This is a genomic window from Bradyrhizobium sp. RT6a (assembly GCF_040547675.1).
Classification (GTDB): Bacteria; Pseudomonadota; Alphaproteobacteria; order Rhizobiales; family Xanthobacteraceae; genus Bradyrhizobium.
The window spans coordinates 111,057-128,493 of the sequence record NZ_JBEPQC010000006.1; the positions used below are offsets into that span (position 1 = coordinate 111,057).

Here is a 17,437-nt window from a genome sequence, read left to right on the forward strand (position 1 = left end):
CTCGCCTGCGTCAGGCTGCAGCGGATGCGGCAAGGCAGTCCTTGCGTACCGTCAGAAGAGTTCGGTGCAACCAGGTCTTGATGGTGCCGACCGGCACACCGAAGCGCCGCGACAAGCTCGCGCGGCTCTCACCCTCGAGATAGGCCAGCGTCACCAGCCTGCGGCGGTCTTCCGGCAAACGAGCCAGCACGCTGCGTGCGATCGGTTCGGCGCGGGCGTAGTCGAAATCGTCGATCGCCGGCTGATCAGCACTTGTCGGAATCAGAAGCGCCTCGTCCAGCTCGTGAGTCGGCAGTCTTCTGACCCGCAGATGGTCGATGGCGGTATTCCGGGCGATGGCTGACATCCAGGTCATCGCCGAAGCGCGGCTGCCGTCGAACCGACACGCGTTGCGCCAGATCTTCAGATAGGTTTCCTGAAGAATGTCATCGATGTCGTGGGGCGGAGTTCCGACGGCGAGCGCAGTCCTGCGCAGCCTGCTCCGTGTCAGCATATGCAGCGCTGCGAAGGCCCGGGTGTCGCCCGCCGAAACGCATGCCAGCAGTTCGGGCAATGTTTCGCTCTGCGCCTGTCCTGTCAGGCTTAAGCCGGCCATGACCTGTCTCCCCTTGCATTTCCTTCGAAACGCTCCGGGCTCGCGTTCGGATCACCCGGCGGAAGAAGGAGGCGAACGGATCAAAGCCGCACGAATGGCCCGATCAGCCTGCCGAGCAAGCCGTTCATGCGCAGGTTGCCCGTCATTGCGACAAGGCAAACACATGGGCCCTCGTCGCCCACCACAGGCCGATGATCGATCTCGTCGTCGCCATAGTCGAAATCACCGGGACCAAACCGGCCGCCTTCGTGGCTGAAGCTGCCCTCGAGCACGAGGGTCAGTTCGGTGCCGGTGTGCGTGTGTTCGAGCATGCGGCTCCCCGGCGCGGAGCGAAGCAGAAAGGCCCGCGCCGTCCCCGAACCGGACAACTCAATCGGCCGCATGCTCAGACCCGGAGCGATGCGCCTGCGCTTGCCGATGCGGTAGTTTCGCAGTGCCGCCGGAACATCCTGCTCGTTGCCGCGAGCGACCTCGGCAGTCGGCGCCGCTCGTTTTTCAGGAGCGTCGTGAATGCGTGACATCACCTGCTCGAACGCATCCGATGCGACCGGCACCGGCTCGACATCTTCAAGCGCCAAGCCGCCAAGTTGCTCGATGGCCTGCACGAACCGGCCGCACCGTGCGCAACCGGCAACATGCACCCCCACCACCAATTGATGGGCTTCTTCCAACCTGCCGGCCGCAAAGTCGGCCAGAAGATCTTCCGGTGGATGATGGCTGATCGTCATGCTTCTTCGTCCAATATGTCTCTCAGGCGGTTCATCGCCAGCCTGATCCGCGACTTCACCGTTCCGAGCGGAATGCCGAGCAAGCTCGCGATTTCCGGGTGCGGCCTCTCGTCGATGAATGACAACCTCACCACCATGGATTGCTCCATCGAGAGCTGCTTGACGGCCGAATTGATCCGTGCGGCGTCCTGCACGCGGGACATGAAGGCGTCCGCGGGTTCGGCGGGATCCGGCGTCTCGGGGAGCTCAGAGGTGCCACGCAGGCGGTCTGCCCGCGCCCTGCTGCGGAACAAATCGATGCGTAAGTTGCGCGCGATGGTGAATATCCATGCCGCGGCCCCGGCCGTCGCAGGATCGAACTGGCCTGCCTTCCGCCAGACGGCGATCATGGTATTTTGAGCAATCTCCTCCGCCTCGTCCGAACTGCACCCGGCCTTCAGCACCAGTCCCTTGATGCGCGGCGCGAAATGCTCGAATAGGCGCTTGAAGGCCTCCCGGTCCCGGGTCGAGGCGACGCGTCCGATCAGATCAGCCCAATCCACCTTTGTGTTCGGCCCTTTGCTCGTGCCAGTCGACAGCCGCGCTTCAAACCTCCGGGGAAAACCAGCCTTCGCCCGGATTGGCGCATCTAAAGCTCGGATAGCAGCGATCATAGCGCCTCGACAAGCGACCTGTGGGTCTGGGAACGAACGAGGACAGGCCCTGGATCACCGCGGAATGATCATTGCGACAGGTTCCGGGGCCGTCCGCACGCAGGTCCAGCCGACCGTGGGCCTTGCGGTCATGGCCAGCGAGTCCTTATTGACGTTGGATCGTCTCTGTCGGGAGTACGGCATGCCCCTCTGGACCTGCGAAACCTGCGGCGCGCAATTCCCGGATGGCAAAAATCCGCCCGCGTCCTGTCCGATCTGCGAGGACGAACGGCAATTCGTCGGCTGGAAGGGGCAGACTTTCCTCACGCGCGAGGCGCTCTCGGAACGTCACCGCATCGTCTGGCGCGACGATCTCGGTCTGACTGGCATCGCACTCGAGCCAAGCTTTGCCATCGGTCAGCGGGCGCTGCTGGTGCCGCTCGCGGACGGCTGCCTAATGTGGGACTGCGTACCGCTGGCGACGCCGGAGGCGATCGCGCATGTGCGGTCACGCGGCGGGTTGAAGGCGATCGCGATCTCGCATCCGCATTACTATGGCGCGCTCGCCGACTGGAGCGAGGCGTTCGGCGGGGTGCCGGTCTATTTGCACGCCGATGATCGCCAATGGGTGACGCGTCCGCATTCATCGATCGTGCACTGGACCGGCGAAAACCATCGCATCTCCGACGATGTGCTGCTGCTGCGCACCGGCGGTCATTTCGCCGGCGCCACCATGCTGCACCATGCGAGTGGTGCGCATGGCAGCGGCGCGCTGCTCACCGGCGATATCGCGCAGGTGACGATGGATCGCCGCTTCGTCAGTTTCATGTACTCCTATCCGAACTACATGCCGCTCAATGCCGCCGCGGTGCGACGGATTGCGGCGGCCGTCGAGCCGCTGGCGTTCGACCGCATCTACGGTGCCTGGTGGGGTCGCAACATCGCAGCAGGCGCCAAGGCCGCATTCGCGGCCTCTGTCGCCCGCTATCTGGCCGCCATCGCCTGAGCCGGCTTGCGACCGGATTTATCTTGCTGACTCACAATAAATGGACTATAAGTACAGTTATTAAGCGTGACGCAATGATGCGTCTGCGGGACCGGCATGATCGATGCATCGCTGTTTCCGCGGCGCGCTTGTCGCGTGAGCGGGAGTTCGGTCCATGACGGCAGGGCGCGACTACGAGATCTTCGAGGCCGGCGACGTCACGCTCCGGTCCGGGGCTGTCGTCCCTTCGCTCAAGCTCGCCTACAAGACCTACGGCACGCTCAGTCCGGACAAGGACAATGTCGTTCTCTATCCGACCTCGTTCAGCGCGCAACACACCGACACCGAGTGGCTGATCGGCCCCGACCGCGTGCTCGACCCCACACGCTACTTCATCGTGATCCCGAACCTGTTCGGTAACGGCCTGTCGTCCTCGCCGTCGAATAGCGCCGCGCCATTCCCGGTCCCGACCTATCACGATGCCATTGCGGTCCAGCATCGGTTGCTTGCCGAGCAGTTCGGCATCTCCAAGCTTGCCCTGGTCTATGGCTGGTCGATGGGCGGCATGCAGGCCTATCACTGGGCGGCGCTGCATCCCGATATGGTCGAGCGGGCGGCGGTCGTCTGCGGCAGTGCCCGCTGCGCGCCCTATAATTACGTCTTCCTGGAAAGCGTGAAGGCCGCGCTGACGGCAGATCCCGCCTTCCGTGACGGCCGCTTCGTCGAGAATCCCGTCGCGGGCTATCGCGCCATGGGGCGCGTCTACGCGGGTTGGGCGATGTCGCACGGCTTCTATCGCGACGAGATCTGGCGCGAAGCAGGCTTCACCTCGCTGGAGGACTATCTCGTCCGCACCTGGGACGCGGCGTTTTCCCGGCGCGATGCCAACGATCTCCTGGCGCAGATCGGCATCTGGCAGAATGGTGATATCAGTCGCTGTACGACCTTCGACGGCGATTTCGATCGCGCGCTCGGTGCGATCAAGGCGCACATGCTGCTGATGCCGGGCGCGACCGATCGCTATTTCGACGTTTGCGACAACGAGGACGAACTCGGCCGGCTGGTCAACGCGCGCTCTGCGGTGCTGCATCCGATCCCGTCGCTGCATGGCCATCGCGCCGGCAACCCCGTCAACAATCCGCGCGATCGGGCCTTCATCAAGGCCGAGATCGCAGAGCTTCTCGGCAAGTAGGGCAGACATCCGATCATGAGCGACGCAACGATTTCAGAGTCCAGCCATCGCTTGAAGCCGCTGACGCCGGCGATGCTGCGCGAATTGTCGGTGCGCTCCAATCTCAGGGGTGCCGCGCAAAGCCTCAGCCATTACGGCCTGGTCGTACTGGTCGGCGCGCTGATCTGGAGGGTCTCTTCGACCTGGGGTGTCTTTTGGGCGTTGCCGCTGATGGCGGTGCAGGGCTATCTCGTCGCCTTCCTGTTCATGGCCGTGCACGAGACCGCGCACAAGACCGCGTTCAAAAGCCGCGGCCTCAACCTCGTGGTTGGCTATCTCTCGGGTTTCATCATCGGATTGCCTTACGAATATTACTGCTTGTTTCACTGGGACCATCATCGCTACACCCAGGATCCGGACAAGGACCCCGAGCTGGTCGTCGGCGTCAAACCGAAATCCGACACCCAGCTCGCGCTCGCCTATAGCGGCGTGCTGCAGGTCGCCGGCCGTCTCCGGCTGATGCTCGGCCATGCCATCAGTGGCAAGGTCACCGTGCCCTGGATCCCGGAAAACAAGCGTAAGGTCATCGTGACCGAGGCGCGCGTCTATGCCGGATTCTATGTCGCGCTGCTCGTGCTGTCGCTGTGGTTCTCGTCGGCGCTGCTGCTCTGGGTCTGGATCGTGCCACTGATCATTGGGCAGTTCTTCCTGCGGCCCTATCTCTATGCCGAACACACCGGCTGCGAGCGTACCCGCAGCGCATTCCAGAACACTCGCACGACCTACACCGGCGCAATCGTCAAATGGATCGCGTGGAACATGCCCTACCATGTCGAGCACCACGCTTATCCCTCGATCCCGTTCCACGCGCTGCCGAAGCTGAACGGGATCGTCGACGACGAAATCGTCTATCGTGGCCGCGGCTACATCAGGACGACGCGCGAGACCTGGGCCTGGTTTCGGCGGCATAGACAGGCCGGCTAGTGGAAAAAATTTTGACGCGCAAAGGCCCCGATCGCGGTGCGATCGGGGCTTTGTCGTGAATGCGAGATATCAGTAGATCCCGTACGCGCAGACGTTCACGACGCGGACGCGCAGGCCGTGGCGGGTCTGGACGACGCGCTCCTGATAGCAATTGTTGACGCCGCTGTTGACGTAGACGCCGCCAAAGCCCCAGCCGTGACCCCAGTGATGGTGGAAGCCGTGGGCCGACGCGGCGGTGGGGGCGAGAGCGGCAACGCCGAGCGAACCGGCGGCGATCAGACCAAGTGCAAGCTTACGAAACATCTTCATTCTCCAGTGTGGCGCAAGGGCCGTTGTTGTGTCCCTGCATCTCGGTCGAGCCGAAACGCGGATGCGTTCATGCGGCGCGGGGAGAATCGTGTTTCAGGAGTGTTTCGTCGCTCGCGGCGGATTGCGCCGCCGTCCTGTTTTCCGCGCCGCGTGATAGCGCACGGCCATCGCCTTCGTCAGCTCGGCCATCTTCTCGCGCAGATCGGCCGGCTCAAGCACTTCGGCCTCGGGTCCGAGCCGCAACAATTCGGCGGCGGCATGCCATGACGTCTTGCCGGTCGGCACTCTGGCAATGCGCCAGCCGTCAGCATCTGCGGTCTCTTCGAGCTGCGTCCGCGCCCTGACGTAAGGCTGGCTCAGTGCATCGAGCAGTTTCACGCCGAAGGGCGACAGCCGAACGATCGCGACATTGGGATGCATCTCGGCCTCGAGACGCAGCGTTGCGTCCCGCCAATAGCCGGCGAGATCGAAGCCGGCGGGCCGCTCACAGCGATCGTCAAGCGCGGTGCAGTCGAGCACGCGCGCGACGCGATAGGTCCGCACGCTGCCGTCGACCAGACCTGCGAGATACCAGCTGCCACCTTTCAGCACGAGACCGAGCGGCGCGACGCGGCGCTGCTTCTCGGCGCGCCAGCTCTGGTAGCGGATCTTGATCAGTGTCGCGCGCAGGGTCGCGCCGGCGATGGTGCGCAGATGCCTTGGTTGTTCCGCCTCGCCGAACCAGCCCGGCGCGTCGAGGTGGAAACGCTCCTGCATCCGTCCGGCGTCTTCGCGCAAATTGGCGGGCAGCGCGGCCATCAGCTTGTTCTGTGCGGCGATCATCGCCGCATCCAGCCCGAACGCCGCCGCCGGGCCCGGCAATCCCGCCAGAAACAGCGCTTCCGCCTCGCTCTGCGACAGACCGTTCAGCCGCACGCGATAACCGTCGAGCAGGCGATAGCCGCCCTCCGCGCCGCGGTCGGCATAGACAGGGACGCCGGACGCCGCGAGCGCATCGATGTCGCGGTAGATCGTGCGCACCGAGACTTCGCAGGCCTCTGCGAGTTCAGGCGCGGTGACCTGCCCCTTGGCCTGCAGGGTGGTGAGGATCGACAGCATCCGGCTCGCGCGCATGATCCTTTTTAAATCATACCTGACACGGGATGTCAGGTATGATCCGCTACAACGCCATCGCCAGCCGGCCAGATGGAGACCTGCCATGACCGATCCGAACCGCATCACGCTGTATTATTCGCCGCAAAGCCGCGCCACCGGCACGCGGGTGCTGCTGGAGGAGCTGGGGGCGCCTTATGATCTTCACGTCCTCAACATGAAGGCTGGCGAGCAGCGCCAGCCGGCCTATCTCGCCATCAACCCGCTCGGCAAGGTGCCGGCGATCCACCACCGCGGGCAGCTCGTGACCGAGCAGGTCGCGATCACCATCTATCTCGCCGATTTGTTTCCGGAGGCCGGGCTGACGCCCGCGCTGAACGATCCGTTGCGCGGCCCTTATCTGCGCTGGATCGCCTATTACGGCGCTTCGTTCGAACCCGCCCTGATCGACAAGTTCATGCAGCGCGAGCCGGCACCGATTACGCAATCGCCCTATGCCGACTATGACACCATGCTCGGTGCGCTCGAGGCGCAGCTGTCGAAGGGACCGTATCTGCTCGGCGAGCGCATGACGGCCGCAGATGTGTTGTGGGGCGTCGCGTTCAGCTGGACGATGATGTTCGGTATTGTGCCGAAGAAGGACGTGTTCGTCCGCTATGCCGAACGCATGACCTCGCGGCCCGCGTTCCAGCGCATCAACGCGGCGGATGATGAGATGGCGGCGCAGCATGCCGCGGCGGCTGGTGGGTAAGGTGCACTAGGACCGACACCAGGTGTGGCGCGCTGTTGCGGAATAATGTCCATCTCGCTCAAAACCGCGGCGGCCGCTTTTCCGCGAACGCCTTGATGCCTTCCTTGATCTCGTCGCCGCGCATGCTGTCGCGGTGACGCTGGTCGGCGGCTTGCTCGTCGAGTTCGCCGCGGGCGAATTCGTTGATGGCGCGCTTCATGCCCCGCATCGCCTGCGGGGCGTTGCCGGCGAGGATGTTGGCGAGCTTGTCGACCTCCTCGTCCAGAAACTCCACCGCCACCATATCGGTGAGATAGCCGATCCGCAGCATCTCCGGCGCGCTGATCTTTTGCGCGGTCAGGAACAGCTTCTTCGCATTGTCGACACCGAGCCGCGTCACATAGCGTTTGATGCCGCTGCTGTAATAGTGCAGCCCGAGCCGGGCCGCAGGCATGAACATCTCGGCGGTGTCGACGCCGATGCGGAAATCGCAGGCGAGCGCGAGGTCGGTCGAGCCGCCATAGACGCCGCCGTTGAGTCGGCAGATCGTGGGTACGCCGAGATCCTCCAGCCGGTTGACGACCACCTCGAAGGCGGAGCCCGCGCTCTGCTGCTCGCTCGCGCTGACCGCGCGCTCGGCAACGGAATTGAGGTCATAGCCCGCGGAGAAGGCGCGCCCCGTGCCGGTCAGTACCAGCACGCGGATATCAGGATCGGCCTCGATCCGGTCGAACAGCTTGACCAGCTCGCCGAGATCCTCGGCCTGGAGCCGGTTGAGATGTTTGGGCCGGTTGAGACGGATGGTGGCGCGTGCGCCAATGAGTTCGAGCACCGGGCCAGTGGCTGCGTCGGCTGTGTCCGACATTCTTGTCTCCATTTACTTGCTTGTCGCCATCATTTGTTTTCGAGCGTGCGCCGCTTCGCCTCGGCATCGATGGTTTCGGCCAGATCGGGATGCCGCGCCATCAGCACGCGAAAGTCGACGAGGTCGAGCACAAGAAGCCGCGACACCTTGGTGGTCGAGACATTGGCGCCGCGCAAATTGTTGCCGAGCAAGGCCATCTCGCCGAAGAACGCGCCGTCGCCGAGCCGCACCTTCTTGCCGGGCAGGTCGACCTCGACCTCGCCGGCGGCGATGAAATACATGCAGTCGCCCTGCGCACCCTTGCGGATGATCATGGTGCGCGCCGGCAGCTCCATGGTCCGCAGCATGTGGGTGACGTCGGCGATGGCGGCCGGTCCAAGCGCCGCGAAGAACGGCACCTTGCTGACCGATTCCCAGGTCTTGAGGAAATTGTCGCGCCGGGTCTCCGCGGCAAAGCCGGTCGCCAAAATACCGGTCCAGAGGCCGAACACGCCGAGGCCGGAGATCATCACCAGCGCCGCTACCATGCGGCCCAGCGGGGTCACCGGCACGACGTCGCCATAGCCCGTCGTCGTCAGGGTTGCGACGGCCCACCACAGCGCGGCCGGAACGCTGCCGAACGTCTGCGGCTGCACGTCCCGCTCCAGGAAATATTCGGCGACCGAGGCCAGGAAGACCACCATCAGGAAGATCACGAGCACGCTGAGCAGCGGCCCCGATTCCAGCACCAGCACCCGCCGAAGCTGCCGCAGGCCGGGAATGCCCGGCACCACCTTCAGCACCCAGAGCACACTGAGCAGCCACGCCGTTCTCGGCTCGATCCCCAGAATCAGCGCGGCCGGCACGGCCAACGCTCCGACCGCGTCGACCAGCCCGGCGGAGGAGGACATGTAGAGGGCAAGGCGCCCCTGTCGCGCCATATGGCGCAGCCGGACCACCCACTCGAACACGAAGTAGACGAGGCAGGTCCAAAGCAGGGCATCGATCCAGTGATGCGCCGTCTCATAGGCCGGATTGACCGTCAGGAGCATCATGCCGAGCACGCCGACGCCGACGGCAACATACGCCGCCCTGGTCATGTTGCGGCCGGCCGTGGCGGCCGCGAACTGGGCGAGAGCGGAGATCAGCGGCTTGGACATGCGGGACGGCGGCTCGGTTTTGTCTTTGCGGTCCCCGGCTGGAACCTCGGTGCCAAAGTGCCTGCCCGGGCCGAGGCCGTCAACGACGGGCGCGGCCACGGGCCACGCGCCGCTACTTGAAATGCGGCGGTTCGTCGTAGCCGCGACGGCTGCTGAAGAACAGCAGCACCATCAAGCCGATGCCGACAAGAACGGAAAATCCGGCTCCCAGCGCCAGCGCCACATAGCCTTCCGTCGGGATCGGCTCGCCGTCGACCGCCATCGCGGAATAGGCGAAATAGCCTACCGCCGCCAGCATGCCCAGCAGGAAGATGATGAGGAGTGCACGCATCGCGCGGTCTCCGGTTGTACCCGGGAGCAAACGGTTGTGGACGAGCACGGTTCCCGGACTAAAGCCCGGTCGCCCGCGGACGTGCCGGCAAGGCGTCGCCGCAGACCCTCAAACCGACAGGTCAGGCACTCTGAGCTGTCTTCACCACCACGACATTGCTCTCGTCGTGCTGGGGAGGGGCCACATCGTGAGCGGCCTTCCCGCTCTCGCCCGCATGGCGCTTGAGGTAGTCGCGGCGCATGCCGATCTCGTCGCGGACGAATTCGTAGCCGAGCTTGAATGTGTCGAGCCCGTCGCTACTGATCGTGCCGTCTCGCAAGCCGATGACGGCGCCACGCAAGATGCCTTCCAGCTCGTCCTGGAGACATTCGAGCTGGTCCAGCGAATGAGCGTGTTCGATCCGCTCGCCGACGTCGAGGATGGCGGTGGCGAGCTCGCTGGCCTTCTCCGGCGCGATCCGGGTGATCTTGGCGTAGATCGCGGCGAAGATCGAGCCGATGACGCTGAGCGCGGCAGCGCCCAGATACATCAGGTCGCTGTACTTATCCATGAACGACTTGGTGTCGTCGTTGATGTAGTCGGCCGCCCCTTGATGCGCGATCACGAAGGCGTCCTTCTCGACGGACGCGGGCTCGATTCTGCTGGCAAAGCCGCCGTCGAGCCCGAGCGCGGACTTGTTCTCGTAGACGATGCGCGCGAGATCCCCGGCCGCCGTCGGCGACATCCTGGATTGGACGACCAGCAACCATTCGAGCCCGATCGTGTCGAGATCGTCGTCGGGAATTTCCGGTGATGCGGACAGCATGCCCGCCGTCAGCGTCTCGCTGGAAATGCCGGGGATCCTGCGCGCCAGCACTTTCGCCTCGTCGATCGCGTTCAGTGTGAAGCCACCGCGCCTGGCGACCTGCTCATACGCCTTGTCCCGCACCGCCCGCGAGGCGTGGACGATGGCGACGACCGCGCCAAAGCCGCTTGCCGGCGCGAACAGCTTGTCGAGCGTTGCGCGCTGCGGCGCCATCTGGATCTTCGCCGTGTCCGCACCGTCGGGAATGTCGAGGATGCCGCGGACGAAGGCGAGCGAGGATTCGTTGTCGGCGAGGACGGCGACCTTCTTCTTCTTCAGCTCGGCGAGCGACTTGATCTTCTTGTTTCCGGGCCCGAGCAGCAGCACGAGATCGTGCTCGAGGATCGCGAGCGTGCGTGCCCGCAACGGCACCTTGGCGTCGGTGCGAAGCACCGCGAGGTCGGCCTGTTTGCGATCGAACTGGGCGATCGCCTTGGCGTTGTCGGCGTTGTTGACGATCTTGATCCGAAAGCGCGAGGCGTTGTTCTTCAGGACCGCGGCGAGCTTGGCTGCGAACAGCGCCTCGTCGCTGTTGGGGGCGCCGACGGCAAAGGTCAGCGTCTCCGAATTGTGCACCAGCATGCGGCCGCCCCAGACGGTGGCAAGCGACAACAGCAGGGTCAGCACGACGTAGAGGAAGACCTGCTGCTGGTTGGTCTTGATCACCTTGGGTCGCCGGGGCGGGGGCTCGATCGGCGATGAGGTAGGGCCCTCAGTACTCATGGCAGCACTCTGGCCTTATGATTCCGGTGGCGGGCGGCATCGCGGATGTGATCGCTGCGGTCGCCCTGTAATTCGTAAACGTCTGAAAAAAGAAAGATATTCTCTACCGGCAATGATAGCGCGCAGGCTGCGGAAAGCAAATTCCGAGCCGAAGGTAACCTTACTCAGCTCGGCCGTGGCGATTGGTCATCCTATCACCGGTTAGCCACAGTTGGCGATTTTCCGGTTCCCCCCGGCTGCATTCCGTCGCGGGAGATGTCATAAATCGCCCGTCCCGGCGATTTGACCGGTCCAGGAAGAGATTGCGCTGAACGCTCCAATTCTTCTTGTCACGTCAATGAGGGCGCCTTGTCGTTTCCACCCCTGTCATCGGCGGTTCCGGTCGAAGCCCTCATTGGTTGGATGTTGCTGCTCACGTTCAAGCACATCATCGCCGATTTCGTGCTCCAGACTGCCTGGATGGCGCACGGCAAGGACCAGAAGCACGGCTGGGCCCTGCCGCTCCTGGTGCACTGCCTGGTTCACCTTGCGGTTGCGCTTCCGCTGATCCTGATCGTGGCGCCGAAATTCTGGTTTGTGGCGTTGATCGACTTCGTGATCCACATCACGATCGACCGCGCCAAGGGCCTGGTCTCGGCCAATTTCGGTGTCGATCTTGCGCATCCCTGGTTCTGGACTCTGATCGGTGTCGACCAGGCCCTGCACCATCTGACCGGCTTCGGCCTCTCCATCTTCATGGCGGCGAACTGAGCGGTGGCGGCGTAGGTAGTCGTCCATCGGCGTCCACAAGAGGTCGTCATGCCCGGGCTTGTCCCGCCTGCGCGGCCGAAGCTGCGTTGGCGAGGCGAAGGCCCGGGCATCCACGTTCTTCGCGCTCTCGGCTTGGCCGGGACAAGCCCGGCCATGACGCTGTGGAGGCATTTCCGGCCATTGATTCGCTGCCAAGGCGCAAGGACCCCGGGTGACTACCGGGCCGCGTGGTTAACCTTTCGTTAGAGAATTGCACTGCATCTTCCCACACGAGGGAGAACTGCAATGTTTTCAAGCCGCGATACCTTTGAAGGCGATTCGTGCCCGGTCCGCGACGAACTCCTTGGCGAGATGTACCGCGCCAGCGAGAGTGGCCTGCCGAGGCTGGTTGAAAGTGTTTCCCCTGACGCGCGCGCCAGGCTGGCGCTGTTCTGCTATCGCCGCAGCCATCTGCACTCGCTGGCGGTCGCGATCGCCGGCAGCTGCAACGAGCGCGACCTGATCGAGAACGGCGGCCGTGTCGGTTCGACGCTCTACGCGCTTGCGCGCGAAGGTGCGGCGAAATCCTCGCCGTCGCTGTCCGGTGGCCGCAAGCCGATCACGCTGTCGACCAAGCCGCTCTCGGTGCTCGCGCCGCTGGACGACGAGATCGACGACGAGATCAGCGAAGCCGTCCCCGCCTAAACGCTCGCGATAATTGGCAGCCCGAATTTCCGCCGCGCCATCGCGCATTCGGCATCGCCTGGCATGCATGTGCGGCACACCTCGGGCCGCACTGCGTAGATGCCGCACGCGGTCGCTTGTCCGATCTCTCCCTGCAACGCCGAACAGCGATCGCCCTCGCAGCGCATGCCGGATTGACGCGCGTTGACGAGCGCTTCGGGAATCGCGGCAAGCTCCTCGTCGCTCTCGATGGAGAAGCGCGGCCAATTCGCCGAATAGCCGCAGCAGGCGCCGCAACTCTGGCAACAGCTCGACAGGTCGATGGGGGCGTTCTCGTCCATCGTCACGGGTCCTTCACGTATCCTTGGGCGGGCCCCAGACCAGGCTCTGCCGCCATTTCGCGCGCAGCACGTCGCGCCTTTCAGGATATCTCTCGTCGGGATAGCTCGCATCCACCACGCGGTCCGTGCGGAAGCTGCGGAAGTCGCCGCGCAGCTCGCACCAGGCCGCGAGCAGGCGCACGGCTTCGAGATAGCCGATCGAAATCGGCCAGATCATGCGCTCGCTGGCGCGGCCCTGCTCGTCGCGATAGCGCAGCATGATCTTCTTGCCTTCGTGGATCTGGGTGCGCGTGCGGGCCATGTCCAGGCGGTCCGGCTCCCTGTTCCAGCTCGGCCGGGCCCGGCTTGCCGGCTCCAGCACGAAGGGGCGCAGGCGCTCGGGGACAGTGTCGGCGATCTTGGCCATCAAGTCTTCAGCCGCGCGCGCAAGCGCGGGATCGGCATGGCCGGCGACCCATTGCGCGCCCAGCACCGCCGCCTCGATCTCGTCGGGTGTCAGCATCAAAGGCGGCAGGTCAAAACCCTTTTCCAGGATGTAGCCCATGCCGGCTTCACCGCGGATCGGCACGCGCTGGCCGATCAGCGTGGCGATGTCGCGATAGATCGTGCGCTTCGAGGTCTCGAGCTCGGCCGCGATGGCATCCGCCGTCAGCGGCTTACGCGTGCGCCTCAGCACCTGGATGATTTGAAACAGCCGGTCGGCGCGTCTCATGACGGATCTCTTGTCGGTGGTTTTTTCAGAAGGCGGCGCGCGGCTGCTGACAGGATGTTGGCAGCAGGGGAGTTCTATACCGGGTCAACACGTCGACTGAAGAGGATTTGTCCATGATCATTCCAACTCATTTCGGCCCGGCCGCTGCGCTGTGGCGGACCCAGCCTTTACGGGTCCAGCCTCTGCAAGTCCTGCGTTTGCAAGTCCTGCGTTTGCAAGTCCTGCGTTTACAAGTCCGAGCTTGGTACGCATGGGCGTGCGGCCGCCTCGTATCCCTTGATCTCATGGTCGTCGACCTCCGCCTTGCGCTCGCGACCGTGGTGGCCCGCTTCCTGGTCCAGGCCGCGGACGCGCTGGTCCGTCATGTCATGGCCCGCGCCTGGCGGGGGGCCCGTTTCGCAGAAGATATCACGGCTGCTGCCACCATGGTGGCAGCAGCCCGCGGTTAAGTTCCCTCAACTCTTTCGGTCGTTTCAGGAGAGCCTTCATGATCACGCTTTACGGCTTTGGCACCGGCTTCGGCCTGCCGGAAATCAGCCCCTTCGTCACCAAGACCGAGGTGCAGCTCAAGATGGCGGGATTGCCCTACCGGAAGGAGCGGGCGATGCCGCCCGCCTCTCCCAAGGGACAGCTGCCTTTCATCGACGATGGCGGCGAGGCGGTGGCCGATTCCACCTTCATCCGCGCCCATATCGAGCGCCGCTACGGCTTCGATTTCGACGCCGGCCTGTCGCTTGCCGAACGCGCACAGGCTTGGGCATTCGAGCGCATGATCGAGCATCACGTTTATTTTGCGCTGGTCGGGGCGCGCTGGGTCGACCCGGTCAACTTCGCCAAGGGGCCTGCACATTTCTTCGACGGCGCGCCGGAGCACAATCGCGAGAAATTGCGCGAGGATGCGCAATTCCGCGTCGCCGAGAACTACCTGCTCTCCGGGCTCGGACGGCACGCGCCCGATGACGACGTCGATCTCGCCGTGCGCTCGCTGTTTGCGCTCTCGGTGCAGCTCGGCGACAAGTCCTATCTGATGGGCAACAAGCCCTGCGGCGTCGATGCCACCGCTTTCGGTGCACTCGCCGGCATCCTGACGCCGTTCTTCGAATCCGCACTGCGCCGTCGCGCCGAAGGATTCCCGAACCTCACCGCCTACGTCGACCGGATGATGGACCATTACTATCCGGAGTTCGCCTGGACCCCGCTGCGACAGGCGGCGTAGGAACGCGGCGTATTCTCTTCGTCATGCCCGGGCTCGTCCCGGGCATCCACGTTCTTCGCGCCGTATGGCAAGGCGTGGATGGCCGGGACGAGCCCGGCCATGACGATCATATGGCAATGCCATTCTAGGAGCCAAAAGAAAGAGCCGGCCCATCGGGCCGGCTCTCGTCGTCAATCCTGCCGCTGCGTCTATTTCACCAGCATGTACTTGCCGTTCTTCACAGTGAGAAGGATGCGCGAGCGCTCGTCGAGGCCGTAGCGGTCCTTTTCGGTGAAGTTGTAGACGCCCTGGCTCGCCGCAAGCTCCTTCTCCGACAGCAGCGCCTGGCGGATCGCTTCGCGGAATTCCGGCGTGCCGGGCTTCGCCGTCTTGAGTGCCGTCGGGATGATGCGTTTGAGAATCTCGAACGCATCGTAAGAGTGACCGGCGAACTGGCTGCGGCTGTTCGGGCCGTACTTGGCTTCATAGGCCGAGTTGAGCGCGAGGCCCGGCTTCTTGGTGGCGGCTTCGTCCGGCTGATCCTCGGGATCCATGACGGGACCAGAGGCCATCAGCACGCCTTCCGCCGCTTTGCCGGCGATGCGGATGAAGTCCATGCTGGCGGCGCCGTGGGTCTGGTAGATCAGGCCCTGATAGCCGCGCTCGCGCAGCTCGGTCTGCGGCAGCGCGGCCGCGGTACCGGAAGCGCCGACCAGAATGGCGTCGGGATTCGCAGCCACGAGCTTCAGCACCTGTCCGGTCACCGACGTGTCGGGGCGAGCGAAGCGCTCCTCGTCGGCGATGGTTATGCCCATCGGCACGCCCTGCGCCTTCAAATCGTTGAACCAGAGGTCGCCATAGGAGTCGGAATAGCCGATATAGCCGACCGTCTTCACGCCCTTGGCCTTCATGTGGTCGTACAGCACCTTGCCCACGATCGGGATCGGCTGCGGCATCGCCACCGACCACTTCATGCGCTCCGGCGTGATCGGGAACGGCGCCAGGCCGAAATGCGGAATGCCGGCTTCGTTGGCGACGTTGGACACCGCGATGGTCGGCGGCGTCAGCGCCGAGCCCATGATGATATCGGCCTTGGATTCGGTCACGAAGCGGCGGGCGTTGGTGGTCGCGGTGGTGGGATCGCCGCCGTCGTCGAGCACGATCACCTTCAGCGGCACGCCGCCGATCTCCTTCGGCACGAACTCCAGCGCATTGCGCTCGGGAATCCCCAGCGCTGCGCCCGGGCCGGTCGTGGTGGTGGTGATGCCGATGGTGACCTCGGCGGTCTGGGCCAGCGCGGGCACGGCCGGCAGCGCAAGCGCGGCCGCGGTGACGGCGGCGGTCAGGTAAAAGCGTTTCATCTATTCCTCCCTTTATGTGTTTCTTTGAAAGCAGAAATCGGGGGGTAATTCAGCCCCCTCTTTTGGTGATGTGGCGATTTAGCTCCGGGCATCGCTCCCCGTGAATTTGGCTACCATTTCCGCAGGAAACGGTGCCGATTTCAGTTTGTCGGGGTTAACGGGGTCGCGGCCGACCAGGACGCGGGTCTCGAAACCCTCGAGCGCCAGCGCCTCGCCCTTGTAGACGCTGTGCTTCACCTCGAAACTCGAGCGCTTGATGCTCTCGACCTTGGTTTCGATGGTGATCCAGTCGCCATAAGTCGAGGGGATGTAGAACTTGGCGCGGGTGTCGACCATGGGAATGCCCACCAAGCCGTATTTGCGGACCAGGTCCTGCTTGGAGAACCCGGCGACTTCGAACAGGGTCGACGTCGAATCGTCGAACATCGCGAAATAGCGCGGGTAATAGACGATGTTGGCGGGGTCACAGTCACCCCACTGGATCTGGACGTCGCGCCGGTTCACGAACATAGGCCGCGTCCTATTTCGGCGCCATGCGCAGCGAGCCGTCGAGGCGCACCACTTCGCCGTTCAGGTACGAATTCTCGACCATGTGCAGGGCGAGCGCCGCGAACTCGTCGGCGTGGCCGAGCCGGCGCGGGAACGGGATCGCGGCGGCGAGCGAGTCCTGCGCTTCCTGCGGCAGGTTGGCGAGCAGCGGCGTGAGGAACAGGCCGGGCGCGATCGTCAGCACGCGGACGCCGAACTGCGCCAGCTCGCGCGCGATCGGCAGCGTCATGCCAACGATGCCGCCCTTTGAGGCCGAATAGGCCGATTGCCCGATCTGGCCGTCATAAGCGGCAACGGAAGCCGTGTTGATGATGACGCCGCGCTCGCCGGTCGCCTGCGGCTCGAGCTTGGACATCTCGTTTGCGGCAAGGCGCAGCATGTTGAAGGTCCCGATCAGATTGACCTTGATCACCTTGTCGAAATCGGCGAGCGCCATCGGGCCGTCGCGGCCGACGACGCGCTTGGCTACGCCGATGCCGGCGCAATTGACCAGCACGCGCGCGGGTCCATGGGCCTTGGTCGCCTGCGCGATTGCAGCTTCCGCTGAGGCGGCATCGGAGACGTCGCAAGCCACGGCCACGCCCTTGATCTCGGCGGCGACAGTCTCGGCGAGCTTGGCATTGAGATCGCAGACCGCGACCCTGGCGCCCTGGCCAGCCAGCTTTCGCGCAGTCGCCGCACCAAGTCCCGACGCGCCGCCGGTGACGATGACAGCCTGATCCTTCAACAACATGGCGT

At 64.3% G+C, this 17,437-nt stretch carries 22 protein-coding genes; 8 read left to right on the forward strand and 14 right to left on the reverse strand.

What is annotated here, in order from left to right; translation table 11 throughout:
- Positions 1 to 10 precede the first annotated feature (10 nt).
- From ABIC03_RS28095 to ABIC03_RS28105, 3 genes are all read right to left on the reverse strand, one after another.
- Positions 11 to 595, reverse strand: a complete 585-nt coding sequence (locus ABIC03_RS28095) for an RNA polymerase sigma factor (protein WP_354062890.1) — start codon at positions 593 to 595, stop codon at positions 11 to 13.
- An 80-nt stretch (positions 596 to 675) separates the two neighbouring features.
- A complete protein-coding gene (locus ABIC03_RS28100) occupies positions 676 to 1,323 on the reverse strand; it encodes a ChrR family anti-sigma-E factor (RefSeq protein ID WP_354062892.1) in 648 nt (215 codons plus the stop codon).
- Entirely contained in the window at positions 1,320 to 1,865 is a 546-nt protein-coding gene (locus tag ABIC03_RS28105; RefSeq protein ID WP_354063205.1) for a sigma-70 family RNA polymerase sigma factor, read from the reverse strand. Before ABIC03_RS28105 ends, ABIC03_RS28100 begins: the two co-directional genes overlap by 4 nt.
- 292 nt (positions 1,866 to 2,157) lie before the next feature.
- Between ABIC03_RS28105 and ABIC03_RS28110 the strand changes: the two genes are divergently transcribed.
- From ABIC03_RS28110 to ABIC03_RS28120, 3 genes are all read left to right on the forward strand, one after another.
- Entirely contained in the window at positions 2,158 to 2,961 is an 804-nt protein-coding gene (locus tag ABIC03_RS28110) for an MBL fold metallo-hydrolase (RefSeq protein WP_354062894.1), read from the forward strand.
- A 154-nt stretch (positions 2,962 to 3,115) separates the two neighbouring features.
- Positions 3,116 to 4,132 (forward strand): alpha/beta fold hydrolase, encoded by a 1,017-nt coding sequence (locus tag ABIC03_RS28115; RefSeq protein ID WP_354062896.1) that lies wholly within the window; start codon positions 3,116 to 3,118, stop codon positions 4,130 to 4,132.
- A gap of 15 nt (positions 4,133 to 4,147) precedes the next feature.
- Positions 4,148 to 5,095, forward strand: coding sequence for a fatty acid desaturase (locus tag ABIC03_RS28120; RefSeq protein WP_354062898.1), 948 nt, complete (start codon positions 4,148 to 4,150; stop codon positions 5,093 to 5,095).
- Positions 5,096 to 5,164: 69 nt separating this feature from the next.
- On the opposite strand, the gene ABIC03_RS28125 is transcribed toward ABIC03_RS28120, so the two are convergent.
- Together ABIC03_RS28125 and ABIC03_RS28130 are read right to left on the reverse strand one after the other, a co-directional pair.
- Positions 5,165 to 5,398, reverse strand: a complete 234-nt coding sequence (locus ABIC03_RS28125) for a hypothetical protein (protein ID WP_018459448.1) — start codon at positions 5,396 to 5,398, stop codon at positions 5,165 to 5,167.
- A 99-nt stretch (positions 5,399 to 5,497) separates the two neighbouring features.
- Positions 5,498 to 6,517 (reverse strand): helix-turn-helix transcriptional regulator, encoded by a 1,020-nt coding sequence (locus ABIC03_RS28130; protein ID WP_354062900.1) that lies wholly within the window; start codon positions 6,515 to 6,517, stop codon positions 5,498 to 5,500.
- Between the two features lie 85 nt (positions 6,518 to 6,602).
- On the opposite strand from ABIC03_RS28130, the gene ABIC03_RS28135 reads away from it, so the two are divergent.
- Positions 6,603 to 7,247 carry a glutathione S-transferase family protein gene (locus tag ABIC03_RS28135; protein ID WP_354062902.1) on the forward strand — a complete coding sequence of 215 codons (645 nt, stop codon included), beginning with the start codon at positions 6,603 to 6,605 and terminating at the stop codon, positions 7,245 to 7,247.
- A 58-nt stretch (positions 7,248 to 7,305) separates the two neighbouring features.
- Here ABIC03_RS28135 and ABIC03_RS28140 read toward each other — a convergent pair whose 3' ends face one another.
- The 4 genes from ABIC03_RS28140 to ABIC03_RS28155 all read right to left on the reverse strand — a co-directional run bounded on the left by ABIC03_RS28140 (position 7,306) and on the right by ABIC03_RS28155 (position 11,128).
- Positions 7,306 to 8,091: an enoyl-CoA hydratase/isomerase family protein gene (locus ABIC03_RS28140; protein ID WP_354062904.1), complete on the reverse strand. Its 786-nt coding sequence runs from the start codon at positions 8,089 to 8,091 to the stop codon at positions 7,306 to 7,308.
- A gap of 29 nt (positions 8,092 to 8,120) precedes the next feature.
- A complete protein-coding gene (locus ABIC03_RS28145) occupies positions 8,121 to 9,230 on the reverse strand; it encodes a cyclic nucleotide-gated ion channel (RefSeq protein ID WP_354062906.1) in 1,110 nt (369 codons plus the stop codon).
- Between the two features lie 112 nt (positions 9,231 to 9,342).
- Entirely contained in the window at positions 9,343 to 9,561 is a 219-nt protein-coding gene (locus ABIC03_RS28150) for a hypothetical protein (protein WP_354062908.1), read from the reverse strand.
- Between the two features lie 121 nt (positions 9,562 to 9,682).
- The gene (locus tag ABIC03_RS28155; protein WP_354062910.1) at positions 9,683 to 11,128 is read right to left on the reverse strand and encodes a type 2 periplasmic-binding domain-containing protein; all 1,446 of its coding nucleotides are present in this window, start codon (positions 11,126 to 11,128) and stop codon (positions 9,683 to 9,685) included.
- Positions 11,129 to 11,530: 402 nt separating this feature from the next.
- Between ABIC03_RS28155 and ABIC03_RS28160 the strand changes: the two genes are divergently transcribed.
- Both ABIC03_RS28160 and ABIC03_RS28165 read left to right on the forward strand, forming a co-directional pair.
- A complete protein-coding gene (locus ABIC03_RS28160; RefSeq protein ID WP_018458457.1) occupies positions 11,531 to 11,878 on the forward strand; it encodes a DUF3307 domain-containing protein in 348 nt (115 codons plus the stop codon).
- Positions 11,879 to 12,163: 285 nt separating this feature from the next.
- Positions 12,164 to 12,562, forward strand: a complete 399-nt coding sequence (locus tag ABIC03_RS28165; protein ID WP_007599645.1) for a hypothetical protein — start codon at positions 12,164 to 12,166, stop codon at positions 12,560 to 12,562.
- On the opposite strand, the gene ABIC03_RS28170 is transcribed toward ABIC03_RS28165, so the two are convergent.
- Both ABIC03_RS28170 and ABIC03_RS28175 read right to left on the reverse strand, forming a co-directional pair.
- A complete protein-coding gene (locus ABIC03_RS28170; protein WP_275172343.1) occupies positions 12,559 to 12,882 on the reverse strand; it encodes a YkgJ family cysteine cluster protein in 324 nt (107 codons plus the stop codon). The genes ABIC03_RS28165 and ABIC03_RS28170 overlap by 4 nt on opposite strands.
- Before the next feature lie 13 nt (positions 12,883 to 12,895).
- The gene (locus ABIC03_RS28175; RefSeq protein ID WP_007599649.1) at positions 12,896 to 13,594 is read right to left on the reverse strand and encodes a helix-turn-helix transcriptional regulator; all 699 of its coding nucleotides are present in this window, start codon (positions 13,592 to 13,594) and stop codon (positions 12,896 to 12,898) included.
- Positions 13,595 to 13,707: 113 nt separating this feature from the next.
- On the opposite strand from ABIC03_RS28175, the gene ABIC03_RS28180 reads away from it, so the two are divergent.
- Positions 13,708 to 14,043 (forward strand): hypothetical protein, encoded by a 336-nt coding sequence (locus ABIC03_RS28180; protein ID WP_354062913.1) that lies wholly within the window; start codon positions 13,708 to 13,710, stop codon positions 14,041 to 14,043.
- A gap of 38 nt (positions 14,044 to 14,081) precedes the next feature.
- A complete protein-coding gene (locus ABIC03_RS28185; RefSeq protein WP_275172341.1) occupies positions 14,082 to 14,810 on the forward strand; it encodes a glutathione S-transferase family protein in 729 nt (242 codons plus the stop codon).
- A gap of 188 nt (positions 14,811 to 14,998) precedes the next feature.
- Here ABIC03_RS28185 and ABIC03_RS28190 read toward each other — a convergent pair whose 3' ends face one another.
- From ABIC03_RS28190 to ABIC03_RS28200, 3 genes are all read right to left on the reverse strand, one after another.
- Positions 14,999 to 16,150, reverse strand: a complete 1,152-nt coding sequence (locus ABIC03_RS28190) for an ABC transporter substrate-binding protein (RefSeq protein ID WP_275172340.1) — start codon at positions 16,148 to 16,150, stop codon at positions 14,999 to 15,001.
- A gap of 78 nt (positions 16,151 to 16,228) precedes the next feature.
- Positions 16,229 to 16,660, reverse strand: coding sequence for an acyl-CoA thioesterase (locus tag ABIC03_RS28195; protein WP_275172339.1), 432 nt, complete (start codon positions 16,658 to 16,660; stop codon positions 16,229 to 16,231).
- A 10-nt stretch (positions 16,661 to 16,670) separates the two neighbouring features.
- Entirely contained in the window at positions 16,671 to 17,432 is a 762-nt protein-coding gene (locus ABIC03_RS28200) for an SDR family NAD(P)-dependent oxidoreductase (RefSeq protein ID WP_275172338.1), read from the reverse strand.
- Positions 17,433 to 17,437 lie beyond the last annotated feature (5 nt).